Here is a 22286-nt window from a genome sequence, read left to right as displayed (position 1 = left end):
TATGGGGAAGAGAGGCTAGCGGATCGGCTGGGAGAAGTGGATGGCGCGAGCCAGCGTGCGGTAGTGGGCCGGTGCCAGCGCATCGCTGAACAGCCAGAGCCGGCTGGCGGGACGCTCCACCGCTACCAGCTGCAGCCAGAGTACCCCGGGCCAGATGCGGCTACCCGCCCCCAGCTGATAGCGGTTGCCCTGCCAGCTGAGCCACTGCCCGTCCCACTCCAGCACGCCGGTCATCCGGCTCGTGTCGAGCCAGGCTCGCCACAACCCCAGACCCCAGCAGGGTAGCAACAGTGCCCACTGCCAGCCGTGGATCAGGGCGGCCAGCGGCCACAGGATCAGCAGAAACAGTGACAACAGCAGCAGACGCTGCTGTCTGGAGACGGTGACGGGCATCGACACCCGTACGGATGGATCAGCGCTGGCGATCGTGACGGGCCTGATTGCGTTCCAGGATCAGCGGGATCATGGCGGCGAAGGCGGGGTCTTCCGGCACGCCGTGGCCCATGCTCCAGCGGAACAGCTCCGGATCCTCGCACTCCAGCAGGCGGATAAAGGTCTGCTGATCGGCCTCGCTCAAGCCATCGAACTCGTGCTCGAAGAAGGGCATAAAGATCACATCCAGCTCGAGCATGCCACGGCGGCAGGCCCACTTCAGGCGGGATTTTTCAATTGGGCTCAACATGGAACTCTCCTTACAAAGACCCGGCGATGGTACCAGCTGGATTTTCCGGCTGACAAACATTCCTTACGTCTTTACCATGCAGGTCACATACTTTCTGTCTCTGGAATGCCATCGTGAGCCTGCCAATCCTTCCTGCCGAGCCAACCCTGTTCCCTCTGACCGATCTGGCCATCACCAGCCTGAGCGGCCCGGATCGCGCCAAATACCTGCAGGGTCAGGTCACCTGTGACGTCAACGCCCTGCAGCCGGGCCAGCACACCCTGGGCGGCCACTGCGATCCCAAGGGCAAGCTGTGGAGCGATTTTCGCTTGCTCTGCCTGAGCGATCGCCTGCTGATGCTGACCAAGCCGTCGGTGCTGGCTCGCCAGCTGCCCGAGCTCAAGAAGTTCGCGATCTTTGCCAAGGTCGAGATCAGCGAAAATCACGGCCAGGCGGTCGGCGTGGCCGGTCAGGGGACCGATGGCTGGATCGCGGGGCAATACGACCTGCAGGAGAGCGGCCTCATCGAGGGTGGCATGGCGGTGCGGATCGAAGCCGATCGCTGGCTGCTGGTCAGCGAACAGCCGCTGGCGCTGGCCCTGCCCAGCGGCCCCGAGTCGCTCTGGTGGGGACTGGAGATCAAGGCCGGCATCCCCCATTTGGAAGCCGTGCATCAGGGTGAGTACATCCCCCAGATGCTCAACCTGCAGGCGCTGGATGGCATCAGTTTCACCAAGGGCTGCTACATGGGGCAGGAGACGGTGGCCCGCGCCAAGTATCGCGGCGCCAACAACCGCGCCCTGTTCGTGCTGAGCGGCACCGCCACTACCCCGGTTACCAGCGGCGACACCCTGGAGATCCAGCTCGGTGACAACTGGCGCCGCAGCGGCATGGTGCTCAACGCCTGGCAACAGGATGGCGAGCTGTGGCTCACCGCCGTGCTGCCCAAGGACACCGAGGCCGACGCCCGCTTCCGGCTCAAGCAGGAAGAAGGTTCAAGCCTGACCCTGCAGCCCCTCCCCTATCAGCTGACCGAGTAAGCGAAGCCAAGCGCCCTGCTAGCGCACCCGTGCCAGCAGAGCCTCCTTCAGCCAGCGCCCCGCCTGCCCGAGCGGGCGGGCGCGATGCCACTGCAGCTCCAGCGCCAGCTCCGGCTGGGTTATAAAGTCCGGCTTGAGCACCACCACCTCGCCCCGAGCCAGCGGCCGGTGCAGCAGAAAATCGGGCACTGCCGCCCACCCCAGTCCCAATTTCACCAGCTCCAGGATCCCGAGATCCCCCTCCACCCACCACACCTGCGCCGACAGGCGAAAGCGATGGCGCTCCGTCCCCTCCCGTCGCCCTGTCACCAGCAGCTGGCGAGCCCCCTGCAGATCGCTCTCCCGCAGCGGCGCCTTGTGGGCCAGCGGATGTTCGGGGGAGACCACCAGCGGCATGGCGACGCCTCCCAGCGAGCGGGCCACGATCTCCTGCTGCGGGTGCTCCTTCTGATAACTGATGCCAAGCTGGGCGCGGCCGCTGATCAGCATCTCGGTGAGATCCTCCATCAGCGGAAACAGCAGCTCCAGCTCAACCGTCGGGTAGTGGGTGGCGAACTCCTCCAGCACGGCGCCGAGCCAGGGCAGGTGGGAGTCATCATCGATGGCCAGGGTCAGGCGCGACTCGACGCCGCTGGCCAGCTCGCCGGCGATGGCCTGCAAGCGGGCGCTCTGGGCCAGCAAGATGCCTGCCTCCTGGCTGATGCGCACGCCCGCCTCGGTCAGCACCGGATAGCGCCCGCTGCGATCGAACAGCTCCAGCCCCAGATCTATCTCCAGATTGGCGATGGCGGTGCTGACTACCGACTGCGCCTTGCCCAGCTGGCGCGCGGCCGCCGAGAAGGAGCCCGCCTGCGCGGCGGCCAGCAATACCCTGAGTTGTTCCAGCGATGGGTTCATCGTCCTGCTCCTGCAAATGCGGTAATCCATCTATTTTAGCGATGGATACCAACGTGAAACTATCAATAAATAGGGATAGATTGCCAACCAGTCAGTCAACATAGCTGTTTAAAGAGAGGAATTTATGCGTACCCGCAATGACCGTATCCGCCACGCCATCGGCTTTGAAGTGATAGGTCTGCTCATCGCAGCCCCCCTGGCCAGCTGGATCACAGGCATCGAGCTCAGCCACATGGGGCCGCTGGCCGTCCTGTTCTCGGTACTGGCCACCGTCTGGAACTATGTCTACAACATCGGCTTCGACAAGCTGCTGCTCAAGTACCAGGGGCACCCGCACAAGACCTTGTGGCAGCGCGTGGTCCATGCGTTCGGCTTTGAAGGGGGCTTCATGGCGCTCACCCTGCCGGTCATCGCCTGGTGGCTGGATCTCGCCCTGCTGGCGGCGCTGGCGCTCAATATCGGCTTCGTGACCTTCTATCTGGTCTACGCCTTCGTCTACAACTGGAGCTACGACAAGGTGTACCCGATCCCGGGTCAGTGGCAGCAGAACGCACTGGGTTGAACGACGGCAAAAAACGGTGGGAAAAACGAGGCACCATCATGCAAGAGGCATGATGGTGCTGGGGGAGGACAAGCCCGGCGGGCCTGCCGCGGCCTTCAGGCTTGTGCCTTCAGCTCTTCGGTCTGGGCCTCTGCCTCGGCCTCCTGGGTCAGCATGGCCTCAAGGTCGCTCTGGTACTGGGTCAGCAGACGCTGGGCCGCCACCATGTCACCCTTGTGCAGGCGCTCGAACAGATGGTGTTGCACCACGCCGTTGAGATACTCCACCGTGACCGGTTGCTCCAGGGTCTCCAGCAACTCCTCTTTTTCCAGCTCGGCATTGATTTCATCGGCACTGGTACGCAGCAGACCGGCCAGTTGCACCAACATACGGCGCTCACCTTCGCGCAACAGGCTCAACATGCGGTTTCTCTGCTGCTCATTCTGTTGGGTCATACATTTCCTTACGTCGAATGGGAACAAGCCCGCTCATTCTGCCTTGTCGCTCTGACAGCGTCTATCTCATGCCCCCCACTTATTTTCATGTCGCAGCCGCAAAGTGCGCCAGATGCTATTTGACCCGTCGCTAGGTATAGTAGCCACTGGTTTGCGGGCGCCTTGCCGCCCGGTACGGACGAGAAATTTCACCATGACTGACGCCATTCTGGTGCTTTGCACCTGCCCGGATGAGGCCAGTGCCGACCTCATCTGCGAACAACTGCTCGACCGGCGGCTGGCGGCCTGCATCAACCAGCTGCCCGGCCTCACCTCCGTCTATCGCTGGCAGGGCCGGATCGAGCGGGCCACAGAGATCCAGCTCATCATCAAGTCGCAAGCGGCCCTGTTCGAGCCGCTGCGCCAGTGCATCCTTGCTCATCACCCCTATGAGGTGCCGGAGATCCTGGCGCTGCCGACAAGCCAGGGCCACCAGCCCTATCTCGACTGGATAAAACAGGAAACCTCATGACGCCGTCTCGCCTGCTCTCTCCCCTGCTGTTGCTCTGCGCCCTGCTGGCCGGGTTCGGCTCACTGCCGGCCCGGGCCAGCAGCACGGATCTGCTGAGTGCCCTCGGCATCGAGGCCAGCGCCCAGCCCAAATTTCTGAAAGTGGACGAGGCGTTCGTCCTCGAGAGCGAACAGCAGGGCAACCGGCTGCTGCTGCGCCTGCGCATCGCCGGCGACTACTACCTCTACCGCCACCGCTTCAGCTTCCAGGGCGAGAACCTCACCTTCGAGGAGCCGGTGCTGCCCGCCGGCACCGATCATGAAGACGACTTCTTCGGCAAGACCCAGGTCTATTACCGGGAGGTGCAGATCCCCGTCACCCTGACCGAGGCGGGCCAGCAGGCCAGTCTCAAGGTCAGCTATCAGGGCTGTACCGACGGCCTCTGCTATCCCCCGACCGACAAGCGGATCGCCGTCGAGCCCCTCGTCGCCGAACCACCGCATGACCAGGTCGATGCGCCCACGCCGGCCCCGGCCAGCAGCCAGCAGGATCAGCTGGCGGCCGCCCTCGGCAACCAGGGTTTCTGGCTCAGCGTCGCCGCCTTCTTCGCACTGGGGCTCGGCCTCGCCTTCACCCCCTGCGTCTTCCCCATGTATCCCATCCTGACCGGGATCATCGCCGGGGCCGGCCATCGCCTCTCCACCCGCCGCGCCTTCCTGCTCTCCTTCGTCTACGTGCAGGGGATGGCGGTCACCTACACCCTGCTCGGGCTGGTGGTGGCGTCGGCAGGTTTGAAATTCCAGGCTGCGCTGCAGCACCCCTATGTGCTGATCGGGCTCTCGGTGATGTTCGTGCTGCTGGCCCTCTCCATGTTCGGGCTCTATACCCTGCAGCTGCCGAGCAGCCTGCAGACCCGACTCTCCGGTCTCTCCAACCGCCAGCAGGGCGGCTCCGTGCTCGGGGTCGGCATCATGGGGATGATCTCCGGCCTGGTCTGCTCCCCCTGCACCACGGCCCCCCTCTCCGGCGCCCTCATCTACGTGGCCCAGAGCGGCGATCTCTGGCTCGGCGGCGCGGCCCTCTACGCCCTGTCGCTCGGCATGGGGCTACCGCTGCTGCTGCTCGGCACCTCGGGCGGCAAGCTGCTGCCCAAGGCGGGCGCCTGGATGGACGTGATCAAGCAGCTGTTCGGGTTTGCGCTGCTGGCAGTGCCCATCCTGCTGCTCTCCAGGCTGTGGAGCGATCAGGTCGCCACCCTGGCCTGGCTCGGCTGGGGGCTGCTGCTGTGCGGCTACCTCTACCATCACAACCAGCACCAGCAACATTCGGTGGGGCGCAGCCTGCGCGGTTTCGTGCTGCTGCTGGCGATGATCAGTGCCGTGGTGGTGGGCAAGGATCTGCTGCTGCCCTCCCAGGGCGCCAGCGTCGCCGCCCAGGCCGAGACGCCGGCCTTCATCCGCATCAAGACCCTGGACGATCTCAAGACCCAGCTGGCCGCCGCCCGCGGCAAGCCGGTGCTGCTCGATCTCTATGCCGACTGGTGCGTGGCCTGCAAGGAGTTCGAACACAAGACCTTCAGCGACCCCGCCGTGCGCGAGCGCTTCGGCCAGATGGTACTGCTGCAGGCGGACGTCACCGCCAACGACGATGCCGATGTAGAACTGCTCAACGGCCTCAACGTGCTGGGCCTGCCGACCCTGATCTTCTTCGACCGCGCCGGCAATGAAGTGAGCGGCCAGCGGGTGACCGGCTTTATGGGGCCCGCCGAGTTCCTCGGTCAGCTGGACAGGATTGGCGATGCCAACTGAGCTGCGTCAGCTGCAGGCAAGCGATGCGCCCGCCCTGCAGCGGCTGTTCGAACTGGCTCCAGCCTATCAGGCGGCGATAAGTCACGCGCCGCTCTGCGCCCAGGCAGCAGAGGAGGCGCTCACGGCCTGTCCGCCGATGCTGCCCTTCTCTGCCAAACAGGTGATCGGGTGCTGGGAGGCGGGGGAGCTTACCGGCGTGCTCGATCTGCTGCGCGGCTATCCCGAACCCACCACCGCCTATCTGGGGCTGCTGCTGGTGGGCGAGCCCTGGCAGGGGGCCGGCCGCGGTCAGGCGCTCTATCTGCACGCCTGCACGCTGGCTCGCGCCTGGGGCGCAACCCGGCTGCGGCTGTCGGTCATTGCCAGCAATGAGGTCGCCTTGTCCTTCTGGCAACGCCGAGGGTTCACCGAGTGCTATCGCCGCGAGCTGGCCGGCTACCGGGCCGAGGCGATCGTGCTGGAGCGCACCATCGACCCCGCCCCTTCCGGGCACGCCCCCTCCCTCTCGCCCCTTACTGACTGATTTTTCTGGCAATCCCTTGTATATGGTCGGCAGCATGGCAAAATTTGCCCTTTCCCGTCTCGTTCGTCCGGAGTTTTGATGAAAAAGTGGTTCATCCCCCTGCTGGCCCTCTGGCTCTATGGCTGTTACGCAGGTCCAGGTGAAGAGGCAATCCGGACCCAGGTCACCGCCAAACTGCAGGCCGACACCGACGCCAATCTGTTCGAGATCAGCGACTTCGCCATCCTCGATAAAGAAGAGCGCATGGAGGGGGTCTATCTGGTCAAGGTGAGCTATCAACTCCACTTCAAGCGGGGACTGGAGCAGTTGCAGGTGCTGCAGGACGAGGATCTGGTCTATGACAGGGTCGGCCCCTTCCAGCAGGAGATGGGGCTGATGGAGCTGGAGCGCAAGTACGGCGAGTTCGAGGCGGGCCAGGTGCTGCCCCAGCAAGCCGAGGTGTGGATGATGAAGACCGAGCTGGGCTGGCGTCTGGCCGAGCCCGCTCACTGACGCGGCCCCGGCCAGGCAACCCGGGCCGACTCAGGCCTGGGTATCCACCATATAACCCTTCCGGTCGGGCGCGTCACTCGGGATCTTGCTGGCAAAGGCCGACAACAGATCTTTCAGAGTCACCCCGCTACCGCTGTTGCCGCTGCTCTCCAGCAGGCTGGAGAATTGACTCTGCAGGGCGCTCACCTCGCTGCCAGGCCCCCCTTCCCCATCCAGCTGACCCAGCAGGCTCTGCAGATCCAGCTTCATGGGATTGTCACTGCTGCCAGTGGCGATGGCCTTGCTCCCCTCCTGCTGAGCGTGCAGGGCATCCATCAGGCTCGCCATGAAGGAATCGAGTGAACCACCGCTGGCGGCGGTACTCTCGGTATTCTCACCGCTCTCTTCCTCGCTCTTGCCCGACAGGCCCAGCTCGGCCAGCACCGACTTGAGATCCTGCTCCATCTTCTTGCTCGCACCCGGGGGCGGCGGGGGCGGCATCTCTGGTCTCTCCTGCCGTTCGCCGCTGCGCGTTGCCAGCAGTTGCGCCAGCGAGCCGACGCTTCCCGCGGCTGTTACGTTTGTTGTCATTGTCCTGATCTCCTGAGCGGGGCCGCCGCTGATCCTCAGCGGCTCGAACCCCGTTCACAGGTGGCAAACCCCGCGCCAATCCGGTGTGTTCCTCTGATCAGCACAAGAAATTGGCGCACGATGGATTTTTGACAACTCCGACTATAAAGCGAGGCAACGGCAGGATAAATCCGGCTGGCCGGCAAACGGGGCGGCAACCGCTTGCCGAGCCGTGGCAAGCCCTGACTCGCTTAGAACAGATCCTTGAAGCGGTACCAGAGCATGCCGAGCGCCAGCAAGGGCGAACGCAGCGCCGGGCCGCCGGGGAAGGTCATGTGCGGCACGCGGCCAAACAGATCCAGCCCCCGGCTCTCCCCCCTGATCGCCTCTGCCACCAGCTTGCCCGCCATGTGGGTAGCGTTGAGGCCGTGGCCGGAATAGGCCTGGGCATAGAAGACGTTGGGATGATCCGCCAGGCGGCCGATCTGGGGCAGCCGGTTGGCCCCTATGCCTATCATGCCGCCCCACTGGAACTCGATGGCGGTCTCCGCCAGCTCGGGAAACACCCGCAGCAGCTTGGGCAGCATGAAGGCCTTGATGTCGCGAGGATCCCGTCCCGAGTAGTTGCAGGCCCCGCCAAACAGCAGGCGGCCGTCGGCGGAGAGGCGGTAGTAGTCGAGCGCCACGTTCTGATCGCACACCGCCATGTTTTGCGGCAGCAGGCGCTGGCGCAGCCGTTTCTCCAGCACCTCGGTGGCGAGGATGTAGGAGCCCGCCGGCAGCACCTTGCCCCCCAGCTCGGGGTTGAGGTCATTGAGATAGGCGTTGCAGCCGATCACCAGGTAGTCGGCGCTGACCCGGCCATGGGCCGTGGTGACCTGCAGCCGCTCGCCATAGTCGATGTGCACCACTCTGGATTGCTCAAACAGCGCCACTCCCAGGCTGGCCGCCGCGCGCGCCTCACCCAGCGCCAGATTGAGAGGGTGCAGGTGGCCGGAGCCCATGTCGATCATGCCGCCGATGTAGCGATCCGATCCCACCACGCTATGCATATCTTCGCGCGCCACCAGTTTCAGCTCGTGCCGGTAGCCGAGGCTCGTCAGGTGTGCAGCCTCCTCTGCAAACCCGGCCAGATGGCGCTGGCGGGTGGCCAGATCGCAGTAACCCCAGCGCAGGTCACAATCGATGTTGAAGCGCTCGACTCGCTCGCGCACCAGCTCGACCGCCGCCAGCCCCATCAGATCCAGCTCGCGCACACCCTCTTCACCAATCCAGCGGGCGAACTGGCTGGTGTCGTGACCGATACCGCGAATGAGTTGACCGCCGTTGCGCCCGGAGGCGCCCCAGCCGATACGGTTGGCTTCCAGCAGCACCACCTTGTAACCCGCCTCGGCCAGATTGATGGCGGTGTTGAGACCGGTGAAGCCGCCGCCTATGATGCAGACCTCGGCATTGCACTCCCCGCTGAGCTCGGGCCACTGCTGATTGTCATTGCGGGTGGCCGCGTAATAGGAGGCCACGTGTTCCTGATGTGTGTTGTGCTTTCCCTGCATGTTCAGCATCCTGCCCTGGTCCCGTTGCGTTTACTAAAATAAACGGCCTGTCATCGATAATACGCAGGCCCCCGCCGCCAATCCAGCCCGCCGGGATCACAGAAATGCAAAAGGCACCCCGCAGGGCGCCTTTTCATGCAATCAAGGTGCTGTACTAATTACAGTACGTTGATGGCGTTCAGGTCGGAGAAAGCCTGTTCCAGACGCTTGATCATGGAAGTCTGACCGGCACGCAGCCATACGCGCGGATCGTAGAACTTCTTGTTCGGCTTGTCGGCACCTTCCGGGTTGCCCAGCTGACCTTGCAGGTAGGCTTCGTTGGTCTTGTAGAAGTCCAGGATGCCTTCCCAGGTCGCCCACTGGGTGTCGGTGTCGATGTTCATCTTCACTACGCCGTAGGAGATGGACTCGCGGATCTCTTCCAGAGTGGAGCCTGAGCCACCGTGGAATACGAAGTCCAGAGACTTGGCCGGGATGCCGAATTTCTCGGACACGTACTTCTGGGAAGCGTCCAGGATGGACGGGGTCAGCTTGACGTTACCCGGCTTGTAGACACCGTGCACGTTGCCGAAGGAGGCAGCGATGGTGAAGCGCGGGCTGATCTTGGACAGACGCTCGTAGGCGTAGGCCACGTCTTCCGGCTGGGTGTACAGAGCGGACTGATCCATGTGGCTGTTGTCGACGCCGTCTTCTTCGCCGCCGGTGCAACCCAGTTCCAGCTCCAGAGTCATGTTCATCTTGGCCATGCGGGTCAGGTACTCGCAGCAGATGTCGATGTTCTCTTCCAGAGACTCTTCGGACAGATCCAGCATGTGGGAGGAGAACAGCGGCTTGCCGGTTTCAGCGAAGTGCTTCTCGCCCGCTTCCAGCAGACCGTCGATCCACGGCAGCAGCTTCTTGGCAGCGTGGTCGGTGTGCAGGATGACCGGTACACCGTAAGCTTCGGCAACGGCGTGCACGTGCTTGGCACCGGAGATGGCACCGATGATGGCAGCCTGCTGACCTTCCAGCTTCAGACCCTTACCAGCGGTGAATGCAGCACCACCGTTGGAGAACTGAACGATAACCGGCGCTTTCACCTTGGCGGCAGCTTCCAGCACGGCGTTCACGGAGTCGGTACCGACGCAGTTGACTGCCGGCAGAGCGAAGCCGTTCTCTTTCGCGATGGCGAACACTTTCTGAACGTCATCACCAGTGATCACGCCCGGTTTTACGAAGTCGAAAATTTTCTTAGACATGTTTAATCGTCCTGTCTCGTATGCCGTTAATAAAAAATGGGGGGTTCATCATGAACCGGCACAGCGGCCACATGATAAACGAAACGGGAGGCTTTTGCCCCCCGTCTCGGGTCAATTAGGCTTTGGCGCGCTGTTCCAGAATCGCAACAGCCGGCAGTACCTTGCCTTCCACGAACTCCAGGAAGGCGCCGCCGCCGGTGGAGATGTAGGAGACCTTGTCGGCGATGCCGAACTTGTCGATGGCGGCCAGGGTGTCACCACCGCCCGCGATGGAGAAGGCCGGAGAAGCCGCGATGGCTTCGGCGATCACCTTGGTGCCTTCAGCGAACTGGTCAAACTCGAACACGCCGACCGGGCCGTTCCACAGGATGGTCTTGGCGTTCATGATGATGTCGGCCAGGGCCTTGGCAGAGTCAGGGCCGATGTCGAAGATCATGTCGCCGTCGGTCACCTCAGAGACGGACTTGATGGTGGCCGGGGTGGACTCGGAGAACTCGGCACCCACAACCACGTCGGTGGTCACCGGGATGTTGGTTTCGGCAGCCAGTTTCTTGGCGGTGTCGATCAGGTCGTGCTCGCACAGAGACTTGCCGACGTTGTGACCGGCAGCAGCGATGAAGGTGTTGGCGATGCCACCACCAACCACCAGCTGGTCAGCGATCTTGGAGAGGGATTCCAGTACGGTCAGCTTGGTGGAGACCTTGGAGCCGCCAACGATGGCAACCATCGGGCGCTCGGGCTTCAGCATGGCTTTGCCCAGGGCTTCCAGTTCACCAGCCAGCAGCGGGCCGGCACAGGCGACCGGTGCGAACTGGGCCACACCGTAGGTGGAGCCTTCGGCGCGGTGAGCAGTACCGAACGCATCCATTACAAAGACGTCACACAGGGCGGCGTATTTTTTGGCCAGCTCTTCGGTGTTCTTCTTCTCGCCTTTGTTGAAGCGGCAGTTTTCCAGCACAACCAGCTCACCGGCGGCGACTTCTACGCCATCCAGGTAGTCTTTGGCCAGACGAACCGGGCAGGACAGTGCGTCTTTCAGATAGTTGACAACCGGAGCCAGGGAGAATTCTTCGTTGTATTCACCCTCGGTCGGACGCCCCAGGTGGGAGGTGATCATCAGCTTGGCGCCCTTTTCCAGAGCCAGCTTGATGGTCGGCAGAGTCGCCACGATACGTGCATCGGAGGTGACCTTGCCGTCTTTTACCGGCACGTTCAGGTCAGCACGGATCAGAACGCGTTTGCCCGCCAGATCCAGGTCAGTCATCTTGATAACAGACATATTCAGTCCTCTATATTTTCAGGTAATGTTAAAAACAGTAACCTTGCGCCCGGTGCAGGCTCTCAGCCTGCGGCCATCATGGCCCGGGTGGTATCCAGCATGCGGTTGGCGAAGCCCCATTCGTTATCACACCACATCAACATCTTGACGAGGTTGGCATCGCTGACCCGGGTCTGGGTACCATCAATGATGCAGGAGTGAGCATCATGATTAAAGTCTACGGAGACCAGTGGCTCTTCCGTGTAATCCAGAATACCGCTTAATGTACCTCTGGATGCCCGTTGCAGGGCTTGATTTACGTCAGTAACCGTCACTTTTTTACGAACAGTAATACTGAGATCCATTGCCGTTACATTGATGGTCGGTACCCGTACCGCGATCGCCTCGAACTTGCCGGCGAAGTGGGGGAGGATCCGCTCCAACCCCTTGGCCAGCTTGGTATCCACCGGGATGATGGACTGGCTGGCGGCGCGGGTTCGGCGCAAGTCGCTGTGGTAGGCATCGATGACTTGCTGATCATGCATGGCCGAATGAATTGTCGTAATAGTACCACAATTTATCTCGAATTCTCGATGCAATGTTTCGATGACGGGGACCACGCAGTTGGTGGTGCAGGAGGCGTTGGAGACGATCCGCTCGCGCCCGGTCAGCACCTGATGGTTGACCCCGTAGACGATGGTGGCGTCCACGTCCGCCTCGGCCGGATGGGAGAACAACACCTTGCCCGCCCCCGCCGCCAGATGCAGCTCGGCATCGGCCCGCGAACCGAACACCCCGGTGCAATCCAGTACCACGTCCACCCCCAGCGCCCGCCACGGCAAGCGCGACGGATCCCGCTCGGCGAACAGGGAGATGAGATCCTCCCCCACCAGCATGCTGTTGCCGGCCAGCTGCACCGGATGGTGGAAGCGACCGTGACTGGTGTCGAAGCGGGTCAGGTGCACCATGGCTTCGGGGGCGGCCAGCTCGTTGATGGCCACTATCTTGATGTTCTTGTCGCGGCCGCTCTCGTAGAGGGCCCGCAGCACGTTGCGGCCGATCCGCCCGTACCCGTTGATGGCAATCTTGATCATGAAAATTCCGGGTCCTCAGCATGGACAAAGGGACAAGCGGATGGCTGACTCACGACAGCAGGGCATCCTGAAATTCACCGCGGGCCAGCAGTGCCGCCCCGAATACCCCGGCGCTGTCCCCCAGGGCTGGAGCAATAATGGGGGTGGCGAAGCGGGGATTAAAGAGGAAGGGCAAAATAGTCTCCCGTCCCACGCTGTAGAGGCTCTGCACGTTGCCGACCCCGCCGCCGATGACGATCACATCCGGATCCAGGATGTTGACCACGTTGGCGAGCGCCTGGCCAAACAGCAGATGCAGCCGGTCGATGGTGAGCTTGGCCACGTGATCGTGAGCCGTCGCCGCCGCTATCTTGGCCAGCGATAGGTGACGCTTGGCCTTGGCCTCGTACCAGGCCTCCAGCGCCGGGCCGCTGATGAAGGTCTCGACGCAGCCGCGCTTGCCGCAGTAGCACTCGGGGCCGTCGGGTGAAAGCACGTTGTGGCCCCACTCGCCGGCGATGCCGTGGTGGCCGTTGAGGATGCGGCCGTTGATGACGATGCCGGAGCCGACCCCGGTGCCCATGATGATGCCGAACACTACCTTGGCGTCGGGATGGTGCTGGCGCACCGCCCCCAGATGGGTTTCCGCCAGCGCGAAGCAGTTGGCATCGTTGGCGATAAGCACCGGCACGCCGAGCCGGCGCTCCAGATCTTCCTTGAACGGCTTGCCGTTGAGCTCGGTGGTGTTGCAGTTCTTCATCAGGCCGGTTTGCGGATCCCGCGCCCCCGGCGTCCCCATGCCGATGAGGGTCGGCCGCTGGCCGAGCTTGTCGGCGCACTCTGCCACCAGCTTGGCAATCTGGCCGATCATGTGGTCATAACCGCCGGCACGCTCGGTGGGAATGCGATGGCGCAGCAGCACCTCGTCCCCGTCCAGCACCACGCACTCGCACTTGGTACCGCCAAGGTCGATACCCCAATCCAACAACCTGTTGCTCATCCTGCCTCCAGCCATGACCGCAGGGCGCCAGCTCCGGGGTGCACGCTGCCGTGCCCGCCTGAAGTCGACCGCCCTCTACCGGGTTGCAGTGTAACCCGAGCGGCGGTCAGGATGCAGCCCCCGCCGCAGACAGCAAAACGGGGCCCGCAGGCCCCGTTGTTTATTGTGTTGTCGACGGCGCTCAGCGGCCGTGGTACTGGGCGGAGAGCTCATGTACCGCGTTGACGAACACGCCGGCATGCTCCGGGTTCACATCCTGATGGATGCCGTGACCCAGGTTGAAGACGTGGCCGTTGCCGTGACCGAAACCGGCCAGGATGGAGGCGACCTCTTCGCGGATGCGGGCCGGGCTGGCGTAGAGCATGGAGGGGTCCATGTTGCCCTGCAGCGCCACCTTGTCGCCGACCCGACGCTTGGCGTCGGCGATGTCGGTAGTCCAGTCCAGACCCAGCGCATCGCAACCGGTGGCGGCGATCTGCTCCAGCCACTGACCACCGTTCTTGGTAAACAGGGTGACCGGCACGCGGCGACCGTCATGCTCGCGGATCAGGCCGTCGACGATCTTGTGCATGTACTGCAGGGAGAAGTCGCGGTAGTCACGTGGGGTGAGCACGCCGCCCCAGGTATCGAACACCATGACTGCCTGGGCACCCGCCTTGATCTGGGCGTTGAGATAGGCAATCACGCTGTCGGCCAGCTTGTCGAGCAGCAGGTGCAGAGTCTGCGGCTCTGCATACATCATCTGCTTGATCTTGGTGAACGCCTTGGAGCTGCCCCCCTCCACCATGTAGGTGGCCAGGGTCCAGGGGCTGCCGGAGAAGCCGATGAGCGGCACTTCGCCCTTGAGCTCACGGCGGATGGTACGCACCGCGTTCATCACGTAGCCCAGCTCGTCTTCCGGATCCGGCACCGGCAGCGCCTGCACGTCGGCCATGGAGGTGATCGGACGCTCGAAGCGCGGGCCTTCGCCCTGTTCGAAGTAGAGACCCAGCCCCATGGCATCGGGCACGGTGAGGATGTCGGAGAAGAGGATGGCGGCATCGAGCGGATAGCGGCGCAGCGGCTGCAGGGTGACTTCACAAGCCAGCTCGGCGTTGCGGCACAGGGACATGAAATCCCCCGCCTGGGCGCGGGTGGCCTTGTATTCCGGCAGATAGCGGCCAGCCTGGCGCATCATCCATACCGGGGTCATGTCCACTTCCTGGCGCAGCAGGGCACGCAGGTAACGATCGTTCTTCAGCTCTTTCATCCCAGTTCCTGAGTTCATATCCAGCATAAAATGGCGGATATGATACCACTTTGTGCGCGGCGGGGGGCGGCTCAAACGCCAGCCACTGCCGTTGGAGTGCAAAGATGTGAAGGGGCGCAAACAAGCGCCCCTCTTTGCATCCCTCGTGGCATCCCTCAGGCCTGGTCGTCGAGGCAAAGCGTGATGAGCCGCCGGGCTATGGTGCCGTGAGGCGGCAGCCGTGGCAGTGCACCTGCCTCGAAGAAATCGGCGGCCACCAGCTCCTCGTCCTGCACTCGGATCTCGCCGCTCTCATAATCGGCGGTGAAGCCCATCATCAGGCTGTGGGGAAACGGCCAGGGCTGGCTCGCCACGTAACGCACGTTGGTCACCCGGATGCCGCTCTCCTCGAACACCTCCCGCGCCACGCACTGCTCCAGGTTCTCTCCCGCCTCCACAAAACCCGCCAGCACGGTATACATGGGATCGTCCGCCTGATAGTGACGGCGATGGGCCGCCAGCAAGATGGCGGGCCCCTTGCGCACCGCCACGATGATGCAGGGGGAGATACGCGGATAGACGACGTGGCCATGGCGGCACCCTTGCGCCCACTCCCCCGCCTTCGGGCTCATGGGAGCACCGCACTCGCCGCAGAAGCGGTGGGTCCGGCGAAAGGTGGCGAGCTGCCAGGCGCGGCCGGCCAGGCGAAAGCCCTCTTCATCCCCGGCCACCATCAACTGGCGCAGGGGGGTCAGGGGCGCGAGGTCCGCCGCTTCCCCCAGATCCAGCAGCAGGCAGGGCAGCCCGTCCCACTCGTCAAAGCGCTCAAAGGCGGCGTGCTGCAGGTGGCTGGGCAGACAGGCGCGGGGGCCTTGTGGAATGCGCCCCTGGTCATCCAGCAGGACGAGGTGATCGCCCCCCAGCACGAACCAGCGGGCCTGTTCGGTTAATGGCATAGATGCAGCACTCTTTGTTGTGACGTCGGTCGGAATGCGCGCCCGGGGCTGGGCGGCGGTGACGGATGAAAGCGACAACCGGCCACCATATTAAGGCGCGGCAAGCCGGGTGGCGACCCCAAGATGGCGGCTTTTCAATACTCATGAGAATGCCCATGAAAAACGCCCATGAAAAAGGCCGCCCGCAGGCGGCCTGATGTCGGTCACGGTCGATCAGGCGTCGCCCATCGCCAGCAGGGAGGCGTTGCCGCCCACCGCCGTGGTGTTGATAGTGCGAGTCTTCTCGGTCACAAAGCGGCTCAGGTAATGGGGGCCGCCCGCCTTGGGACCGGTGCCGGAGAGCCCCTGCCCGCCGAACGGCTGCACCCCGACCATGGCGCCGATCTGGTTGCGGTTGATGTAGACGTTGCCCACGTTGATGCGGCTCGCCAGCTCCTCGGCATGGGATTCATTGCGGCTGTGGATCCCCAGCGTCAGGCCGTAACCTGTGCCGTTGATATCCGCGATCACCTTGTCCAGATCCCGGGCGGCGTAGCGCACCACGTGCAGGATGGGGCCGAACTGCTCGCGGGTCAGCTCGCGGATGGAGCCGATCTCCAGCGCGGTCGGCTGCACGAAGTGGCCCCCTAGGGTCACCGCCGGCATCGGCGCCTGTGCGATCAGACGGGCACGCGGGATCATGTGCACCAGGTGTGCATCCAGCCCGGCCTTGGCCTCTGCGTCGATGACCGGGCCGACGTCGGTGTTGTGCTCGGCCGGGTTGCCCACTTTGAGCTCCTGCAGGGCACCGGTCAGGATCTCCAGCACCCGCGGCGCGATCTCTTCTTGCAGGTAGAGCACCCGCAGGGCGGAGCAGCGCTGGCCGGCGCTCTGGAAGGCGGCGCTCACCACGTCGCGCACCACCTGCTCCGGCAGGGCGGTGGAGTCGACGATCATGGCGTTCTGGCCGCCGGTCTCGGCGATGAGCGGCAGGATGGCGCCATCGCGCTGGGCCAGGGTCATGTTGATGAGCTTGGCGGTCTCGGTGGAGCCGGTGAAGCAGACGCCGCCGATGCGGGCATCCGCCGTCAACTTGGCGCCCACGGTGGCGCCGTCACCCGGCAGCAGTTGCAGCACGTCGCCCGGAATGCCGGCCTGATGGGCCAGGGTCACCGCCAGATGGGCAATGAGACCGGTCTGTTCGGCAGGCTTGGCGATGACGGTATTGCCGGTGGCCAGCGCCGCGGCGACCTGGCCCAGGAAAATCGCCAGCGGGAAGTTCCACGGGCTGATGCAGACGAACACGCCGCGGCCCTGCAGGAACAGCTCGTTCATCTCGCCGGTGTAACCCGGCAGCAGGGTGGCCTGCCCCATCAGGCCGCGGGCCTGCACCGCGTAGTAGCGGCAGAAGTCCACCGCCTCGCGCACCTCGTCGATGCCATCCTGCAGCAGCTTGCCCGCCTCGCGGGTACAGAGGGAGATGAACTGCTCGCGGTTCGCTTCCAGCAGATCCGCCAGTTTCTCAAGGGCGGCTGCACGCTCGCTCACCGGGGTCTCGCGCCAGCGCGGGAAGGCGGCGTGAGCCGAGGCCAGTGCCTGCTCCACCGCCTGCTCGTCGGCCCAGTGGATCTTGCCGACGGTCAGACTCACATCCTGCGGGCTCAGCACCACGCGGGCTTCGTTGCGCTTGAGGGTCTCGCCATCGACGATGGGGCCCGCCAGCCACTGCTTGTTCTCCAGCTCTTTCAGCTTGGCGAAGAAGGGACGCTGGATGGAGACGATGTTCATGTTGACGCCGCTGGAGTTCTTGCGGTCGCTGAACAGGTTCACCGGCTGCGGAATGCGGTCGTTGGCCAGGCTGGAGTAGCGCTTGAGGGTGCGCAGCGGGTGCTCGGCCAGGGAGTCGACCGGGGTGTTGGGGTCCACCAGCTTGTGGACGAAGGAGGTGTTGGCCCCGTTCTCCAGCAGGCGGCGCACCAGATAGGGCAGCAGATCCTTGTGGGCACCCACCGGCGCATAGATGCGGCAGTGCAGGCCGGGCTGCTCGTTCAGCACCGCGTTGTGCAGCTCCTCCCCCATGCCGTGCAGGCGCTGGAATTCGAACTGGCGATCACCGGCCATCTCCAGAATGCTGACCACTGTGTTGGCGTTGTGGGTGGCGAACTGGGGTGAGATGAAGCCGCGGGTCGGCTCGCTCAGCAGATAGCGGGCGCAAGCGAGGTAGGAGATGTCGGTGCCCGCCTTGCGGGTAAACAGCGGGTAGCCTGGCAGACCGGCCTGCTGGGCATATTTCAGCTCGCTGTCCCAGTAGGCGCCCTTCACCAGCCGTACCGGAATGATATCTCCCTGCTCGCGGGCCAGCGCGGTGAGCCAGCAGAGTACCGGCAGGGCGCGCTTGGAGTAGGCCTGCACCACCATGCCGAGCTTGCCCCAGCCACGGTTGGCATCGGAGCGGTAGAGCTGCTCGAACAAGTCCAGGGAGAGCTCGAGGCGGTCCATCTCTTCGGCATCGATGCTGATGGCCACGTCCTTGTCGCGGGCCAGACGCACCAGTCCCACCAGCCGCTCGCACATCTCGCCGAGCACCCGCTCGCGGTTGGCCACGTCATAGCGCGGATGCAGCGCCGACAGCTTGATGGAGATGGAGGGGGCCGGGCCGCCGTCGCTGATGCGCTCGCCGCCCACCGCCTCGATGGCGCGCTGGTAGTCACCGAAATACTTGTCGGCATCGGCCAGGGTCAGGGCGGACTCCCCCAGCATGTCATAGGTGTGGGTGTAGCCCTTCTCGCGGGACTTGCGGCTCGCCTTGAGGGCTTCCTTCATGTCGCGCCCCAGCACGAACTGTTTGCCCATGATCTTCATGGCGGCGTACATGGCGGAGCGCACCACCGGCTCCCCCAGCTTGTTGACCATGCGGCCCAGCAGGTTGGCCGGGTTGCCGTCCAGCTTCTTGTCCAGCTTGATGATCTTGCCGGTCAGCATCAGCCCCCAGGTGGAGGCGTTCACCAGGGTGGAGTCGCTCTTGCGAAAATGGGACGACCAGTTGGCGCCGGAGAGCTTGTCCTTGATCAGGGCATCGGCGGTTTCGGCATCGGGAATGCGCAGCAGCGCCTCCGCCAGGCACATCAGGATGATCCCCTCCTGGGTATCCAGGCTGTACTCCTGCAGGAAGGCGTCGATGCCATCGCCGGAGCCGCTCTCCTTGCGCACCTTGGTCACCAGGGTACGGGCACGCTGGGTCACCCGTTCCAGCGAGGCGCCATCCCCCGGCAGCATGGCCGACAGTTCGGCCAGATAGGCATTTTCATCCACCACGTAGTTCTGGGTGATGGCTTCGCGCAGGGCGGCCAGATCGGAGGGAATGTAGTCAGCGGCAAGCACTTGGGTAGCTTTGAACATATGGGGTCTTCCTGTACGCCCTAGGGCTGATATCGACGAAGGCGGTCGTGCCGCCGAAACGCCGATAATGTATACAATATCAACCCATAGATGAAATGAAATTGTTGCCCGTTATTAACAAAGATCGCTGATTGGCTCATATGGCGCACTATATCGGCGCCATATGCCTATCAGGCAAAATTCATCGCCTTATTTTGTATACAATTTTTCGCCAGGCAAAAAAGAAGGGTCGCCATGGCGACCCTTCACGCTGCTGCCGACAGCGGTTGTCAGTTCATCCAGCGATCACCGCGGCTGCGGCGACGGGGCAGCATGGGCAGCAGGATGCCGAGCAGGATGCCGCCCCCCACCATGGCACCACCGCGGATGAACCAGTCCATCTGCATATCGTGCTCCTGGTTGTCGTAGCTCTGGGTCAGGGCGTCGTTCTGTTCCTTGAGGTTGCCCATCTCCTCGCCCTGGCTGGCGAGCTGGGCCTTGAGGGTGGCGATCTCCTTGCTCTGCTCGGCGATCTTGCCATCCTTCTCGGCGAAGCGTTTCTCGTTGTCACCGTTGAGGTTCAGCAGGCGGGCCTTGGCCTCCTCCAGCTCTTTCTGTACCTGGGGCAGCCGCTCGCGCAGGCTGATCTCGCCCTGCAACTCGCTGCTCTTGATCCAGCCCTCACGGCCGCGACCGTCCACCACCTGGGTAAAACCGGCCTCGTTGTTCACTGCCTTGACGTCCAGCGGCTCACCCGCCTTGACGCTGCCAAGGATCCGGTACTGGGTGCCCGGACCATTGTGAATAAAGGTAAAGATGTTGTCTGAAACATAGCGGGTATCGGCCAGTGCCTGTTGGGCACACAAGCAGATCAGGATCCCGAGAAGGGCGCGCATGGTCGATCGGTTCTCTTCGTTTGGTTAGGTGACTGGCGAATGTTAAGCCGCCGGCGGGTCAAAGGACAAGCAAAGAAAAGGGCTCCCCCCCGAGCTGAGAGGTGGCTCGCAACTTGTCTCTATCGCGACGCGACCATTCCGGACGCCGCTGCCTATTTCTGTTTCAGTGCCTTCACTTCGGCCCGCAGGGCACGCAGCTCCTGCAGCAGCAGATCCTGCTGTGCGCTCTGGTGATGGCGCCACTTCTCCAGCTCCGCATCCCCCCGTCCCGGTTGCAGGAACAGGCTGGCCATGAAACCGCTGATGGCACCGAACAGACCGACCCCGAACAGGATCAACAGGCTGGCGACGAAGCGCCCCTCCTCCGTCTTGGGCACCAGATCGCCGTACCCCACGGTGGAGAGGGTCACCAGCGTCCACCAGAAGGCATCGTAGGGAGTCTGGATCTGGCTGCCGGGCTGGCCCGACTCGACCCAGTACATCACCCCTGACCCCACCCCCAGCAGCAAGAAGAACAGAAACAGGATGCCGGAGAGGGTGGTCTCGTTGCGCTCGCGGCGAAACATGGCCAGCAGATCCGGCTGATCCCGCAACAGCTGGTAGATCCGCCACAACTGGATGAGTCGGGCCCAGCGCAGCTGCTCCACCATGGGCAGACTGCCCGGCAGATAGAACCAGTTGGCCTTGAAGAAGGCCATCCGGTCGGGGGCCCGGATCCAGCCATAGGCGAAGTGACCAAGGAAGAAGTAGCAGATCAGGCTGTCGACGTCATAGAAGAGCTGCAGGGTCTGGGGGGCCAGGGTCTGATGACCCCACCAGCGGGCCGTGACCAGCACAACCGAGATCACCGACAGAAACGCCATCAACAGATCCATGGCGCGTAGATGAGTTAAGTGATGGCGCATACATTTTCCCACTTTAGGCACGGTGCGAATTAATAAAAAGGAAGATAATGCCGATAGTCCTGAGGACAAAGGAAAACCGGTCATTAAAAGGAGAAATATTATGCAGTTAAACCCGCTGGAGAAGCGAATGAGCAATATCCGGCTGGTACCCAAAGTGGTACTGCTCATGGTGTTCAGTACTGTGCTGCTGCTGATCAAGCTCTGGTTCGACGCCAGCAATCTGGAAACCACCCTGCTCAGCGAAGGGATCGCTCCCGACAAGGCAGACACCATCGCCAACAGCCTGCTCTGGACCGGGCTGATGGAGACCGCCATCATGGGGCTGGTCTTCGTGGTACTGCTGCTGACCGGCTCGCGCCTGATGGTCAAGCAGGTGCACTATCTGGTGGGCCTGCTGGAACGCTTCGCCCGCAAGGATCTGAGCCACCGGGTGCTGCTCAAGTCCCGTGACGAATTCGGCGACATCGCCAAGGCGGTGGCCCACTCCCAGGAGAACCTCAAGGAGGTGTTCGGCACCCAGCGCGTCGCCTGCAAGGAGCTCAACGACATCGCCTCCCAGGTGACCCTCTGCATGGAAGAGGCCAATGAGGCCATCAGCGAGGAGTTCACCCAGATCGAACAGCTGGCCAGCGCCATGAGCCAGATGGTGGGCGCCATCCGCGAGGTGGCCGCCCATGCGGAACAGGCCTCCCACGCCACTGCCGAAACCAGCCAGCTGGCGGAAGAGGGGAGCCGCTGCGTGGCTGCCACCGTCAACACCATCGACACCCTCTCCGGCAACATTCAACGCTCCTCCACCGTGGTCAACCAGGTGGAACAGGGGGTCGATCAGATAGGCTCAGTGGTCGACACCATTCGCGGCATCTCGGAGCAGACCAACCTGCTGGCGCTGAACGCCGCCATCGAAGCCGCCCGCGCCGGTGAGGCGGGCCGTGGCTTCGCGGTGGTCGCCTCCGAGGTACGGGAGCTGGCCAACCGGGCCCAGGCCGCCACCGTCGAGATCCAGAAGATGATCGAGCAGCTGCAGGGCAACGCCCGCCAGGCGGCCGAGCTGATGGCCCAGAGCGTGCAGCAGGCCGACAAGGGGGTGGAGCAGGTGACCCAGGCCGGCGACCAGCTCGCCACCATAGTGCAACGGGTACAGGGGGTGGCCGACATGAACCGCCAGATCGCCGCCGCCTCCGAGCAGCAGAGCTCGGTGGCCGAGGAGATGAGCGGCAACCTGGAGCAGGTCAAGCAGGTGGTGGAGGGTTCCGTCGTGGTACTGCGCGAGCTGCAGGAGGCCTCCGAACTGGTGGAGCGCCACAGCCAGACCCTGGATACTCATATTCAGGCCTTCAAGCTGGCCTGACTTTCACTCAACAAT

Annotated in this window: 22 protein-coding genes; 7 read left to right on the top strand and 15 right to left on the bottom strand. The window is 63.4% G+C overall.

The annotated features are described in order from the left end of the window. Positions 1–15 precede the first annotated feature (15 nt). Complete coding sequence (locus tag AB5Y98_RS10335; protein WP_017764759.1) at positions 16–393, bottom strand: protein YgfX; 378 nt, start codon at positions 391–393, stop codon at positions 16–18. A 19-nt stretch (positions 394–412) separates the two neighbouring features. After that, positions 413–682 (bottom strand): succinate dehydrogenase assembly factor 2, encoded by a 270-nt coding sequence (locus AB5Y98_RS10330; protein ID WP_005309363.1) that lies wholly within the window; start codon positions 680–682, stop codon positions 413–415. A gap of 113 nt (positions 683–795) precedes the next feature. On the opposite strand from AB5Y98_RS10330, the gene ygfZ reads away from it, so the two are divergent. Beyond that, complete coding sequence (ygfZ, locus tag AB5Y98_RS10325; RefSeq protein ID WP_368231861.1) at positions 796–1701, top strand: tRNA-modifying protein YgfZ; 906 nt, start codon at positions 796–798, stop codon at positions 1699–1701. A gap of 18 nt (positions 1702–1719) precedes the next feature. Here ygfZ and AB5Y98_RS10320 read toward each other — a convergent pair whose 3' ends face one another. Next, a complete protein-coding gene (locus AB5Y98_RS10320; protein ID WP_010635038.1) occupies positions 1720–2598 on the bottom strand; it encodes a LysR family transcriptional regulator in 879 nt (292 codons plus the stop codon). Positions 2599–2722: 124 nt separating this feature from the next. Here AB5Y98_RS10320 and AB5Y98_RS10315 point away from each other — a divergent pair, with 124 nt between their 5' ends. Beyond that, positions 2723–3160: a PACE efflux transporter gene (locus tag AB5Y98_RS10315; RefSeq protein WP_005309357.1), complete on the top strand. Its 438-nt coding sequence runs from the start codon at positions 2723–2725 to the stop codon at positions 3158–3160. A gap of 95 nt (positions 3161–3255) precedes the next feature. On the opposite strand, the gene AB5Y98_RS10310 is transcribed toward AB5Y98_RS10315, so the two are convergent. Then, positions 3256–3594 carry a hypothetical protein gene (locus AB5Y98_RS10310; protein WP_019839856.1) on the bottom strand — a complete coding sequence of 113 codons (339 nt, stop codon included), beginning with the start codon at positions 3592–3594 and terminating at the stop codon, positions 3256–3258. 193 nt (positions 3595–3787) lie between these two features. Here AB5Y98_RS10310 and cutA point away from each other — a divergent pair, with 193 nt between their 5' ends. From cutA to AB5Y98_RS10290, 4 genes are all read left to right on the top strand, one after another. After that, positions 3788–4105, top strand: coding sequence for a divalent-cation tolerance protein CutA (gene cutA, locus AB5Y98_RS10305; protein ID WP_019839857.1), 318 nt, complete (start codon positions 3788–3790; stop codon positions 4103–4105). Next, complete coding sequence (locus tag AB5Y98_RS10300) at positions 4102–5892, top strand: protein-disulfide reductase DsbD (protein WP_368231860.1); 1791 nt, start codon at positions 4102–4104, stop codon at positions 5890–5892. The genes cutA and AB5Y98_RS10300 overlap by 4 nt, the downstream gene beginning before the upstream one ends. Continuing rightward, positions 5882–6415 (top strand): N-acetyltransferase, encoded by a 534-nt coding sequence (locus AB5Y98_RS10295; RefSeq protein ID WP_010635043.1) that lies wholly within the window; start codon positions 5882–5884, stop codon positions 6413–6415. The genes AB5Y98_RS10300 and AB5Y98_RS10295 overlap by 11 nt, the downstream gene beginning before the upstream one ends. Before the next feature lie 78 nt (positions 6416–6493). Further along, complete coding sequence (locus AB5Y98_RS10290) at positions 6494–6907, top strand: hypothetical protein (RefSeq protein WP_368231859.1); 414 nt, start codon at positions 6494–6496, stop codon at positions 6905–6907. 30 nt (positions 6908–6937) lie between these two features. Here the strand turns inward: AB5Y98_RS10290 and AB5Y98_RS10285 are convergent, their stop codons facing one another. The 11 genes from AB5Y98_RS10285 to AB5Y98_RS10235 all read right to left on the bottom strand — a co-directional run bounded on the left by AB5Y98_RS10285 (position 6938) and on the right by AB5Y98_RS10235 (position 20989). After that, on the bottom strand, positions 6938–7477 hold the full coding sequence (locus AB5Y98_RS10285; RefSeq protein WP_368231858.1) for a hypothetical protein: 540 nt from the start codon (positions 7475–7477) through the stop codon (positions 6938–6940). Positions 7478–7707: 230 nt separating this feature from the next. Then, positions 7708–9009, bottom strand: a complete 1302-nt coding sequence (locus tag AB5Y98_RS10280; protein WP_368231857.1) for an NAD(P)/FAD-dependent oxidoreductase — start codon at positions 9007–9009, stop codon at positions 7708–7710. A 158-nt stretch (positions 9010–9167) separates the two neighbouring features. After that, positions 9168–10247 carry a class II fructose-bisphosphate aldolase gene (gene fbaA / locus AB5Y98_RS10275; protein ID WP_005309342.1) on the bottom strand — a complete coding sequence of 360 codons (1080 nt, stop codon included), beginning with the start codon at positions 10245–10247 and terminating at the stop codon, positions 9168–9170. Between the two features lie 115 nt (positions 10248–10362). Beyond that, positions 10363–11526: a phosphoglycerate kinase gene (locus AB5Y98_RS10270; protein WP_139725119.1), complete on the bottom strand. Its 1164-nt coding sequence runs from the start codon at positions 11524–11526 to the stop codon at positions 10363–10365. A gap of 62 nt (positions 11527–11588) precedes the next feature. Then, positions 11589–12599 carry an erythrose-4-phosphate dehydrogenase gene (gene epd, locus AB5Y98_RS10265; protein ID WP_010635047.1) on the bottom strand — a complete coding sequence of 337 codons (1011 nt, stop codon included), beginning with the start codon at positions 12597–12599 and terminating at the stop codon, positions 11589–11591. Between the two features lie 49 nt (positions 12600–12648). Further along, complete coding sequence (locus tag AB5Y98_RS10260; RefSeq protein WP_368231856.1) at positions 12649–13578, bottom strand: ROK family protein; 930 nt, start codon at positions 13576–13578, stop codon at positions 12649–12651. Positions 13579–13759: 181 nt separating this feature from the next. Beyond that, a complete protein-coding gene (gene hemE, locus AB5Y98_RS10255) occupies positions 13760–14827 on the bottom strand; it encodes a uroporphyrinogen decarboxylase (RefSeq protein WP_010635049.1) in 1068 nt (355 codons plus the stop codon). Positions 14828–14982: 155 nt separating this feature from the next. Then, positions 14983–15762, bottom strand: coding sequence for an NAD(+) diphosphatase (gene nudC / locus AB5Y98_RS10250; RefSeq protein ID WP_368231855.1), 780 nt, complete (start codon positions 15760–15762; stop codon positions 14983–14985). Between the two features lie 213 nt (positions 15763–15975). Then, a complete protein-coding gene (gene putA, locus AB5Y98_RS10245; protein ID WP_368231854.1) occupies positions 15976–19140 on the bottom strand; it encodes a bifunctional proline dehydrogenase/L-glutamate gamma-semialdehyde dehydrogenase PutA in 3165 nt (1054 codons plus the stop codon). A 269-nt stretch (positions 19141–19409) separates the two neighbouring features. Continuing rightward, positions 19410–20015 carry a TIGR04211 family SH3 domain-containing protein gene (locus tag AB5Y98_RS10240; protein WP_005309324.1) on the bottom strand — a complete coding sequence of 202 codons (606 nt, stop codon included), beginning with the start codon at positions 20013–20015 and terminating at the stop codon, positions 19410–19412. 152 nt (positions 20016–20167) lie between these two features. After that, positions 20168–20989: a potassium channel family protein gene (locus tag AB5Y98_RS10235; RefSeq protein ID WP_017782385.1), complete on the bottom strand. Its 822-nt coding sequence runs from the start codon at positions 20987–20989 to the stop codon at positions 20168–20170. 31 nt (positions 20990–21020) lie between these two features. Between AB5Y98_RS10235 and AB5Y98_RS10230 the strand changes: the two genes are divergently transcribed. Beyond that, positions 21021–22271, top strand: a complete 1251-nt coding sequence (locus tag AB5Y98_RS10230) for a methyl-accepting chemotaxis protein (RefSeq protein ID WP_017764774.1) — start codon at positions 21021–21023, stop codon at positions 22269–22271. The last annotated feature ends 15 nt before the right edge of the window (positions 22272–22286 follow it).

This window comes from Aeromonas sp. s3 (assembly GCF_040907805.1).
Lineage (GTDB): Bacteria > Pseudomonadota > Gammaproteobacteria > Enterobacterales > Aeromonadaceae > Aeromonas > Aeromonas dhakensis.
This window is presented reverse-complemented; position numbering and strand designations above follow the sequence as displayed.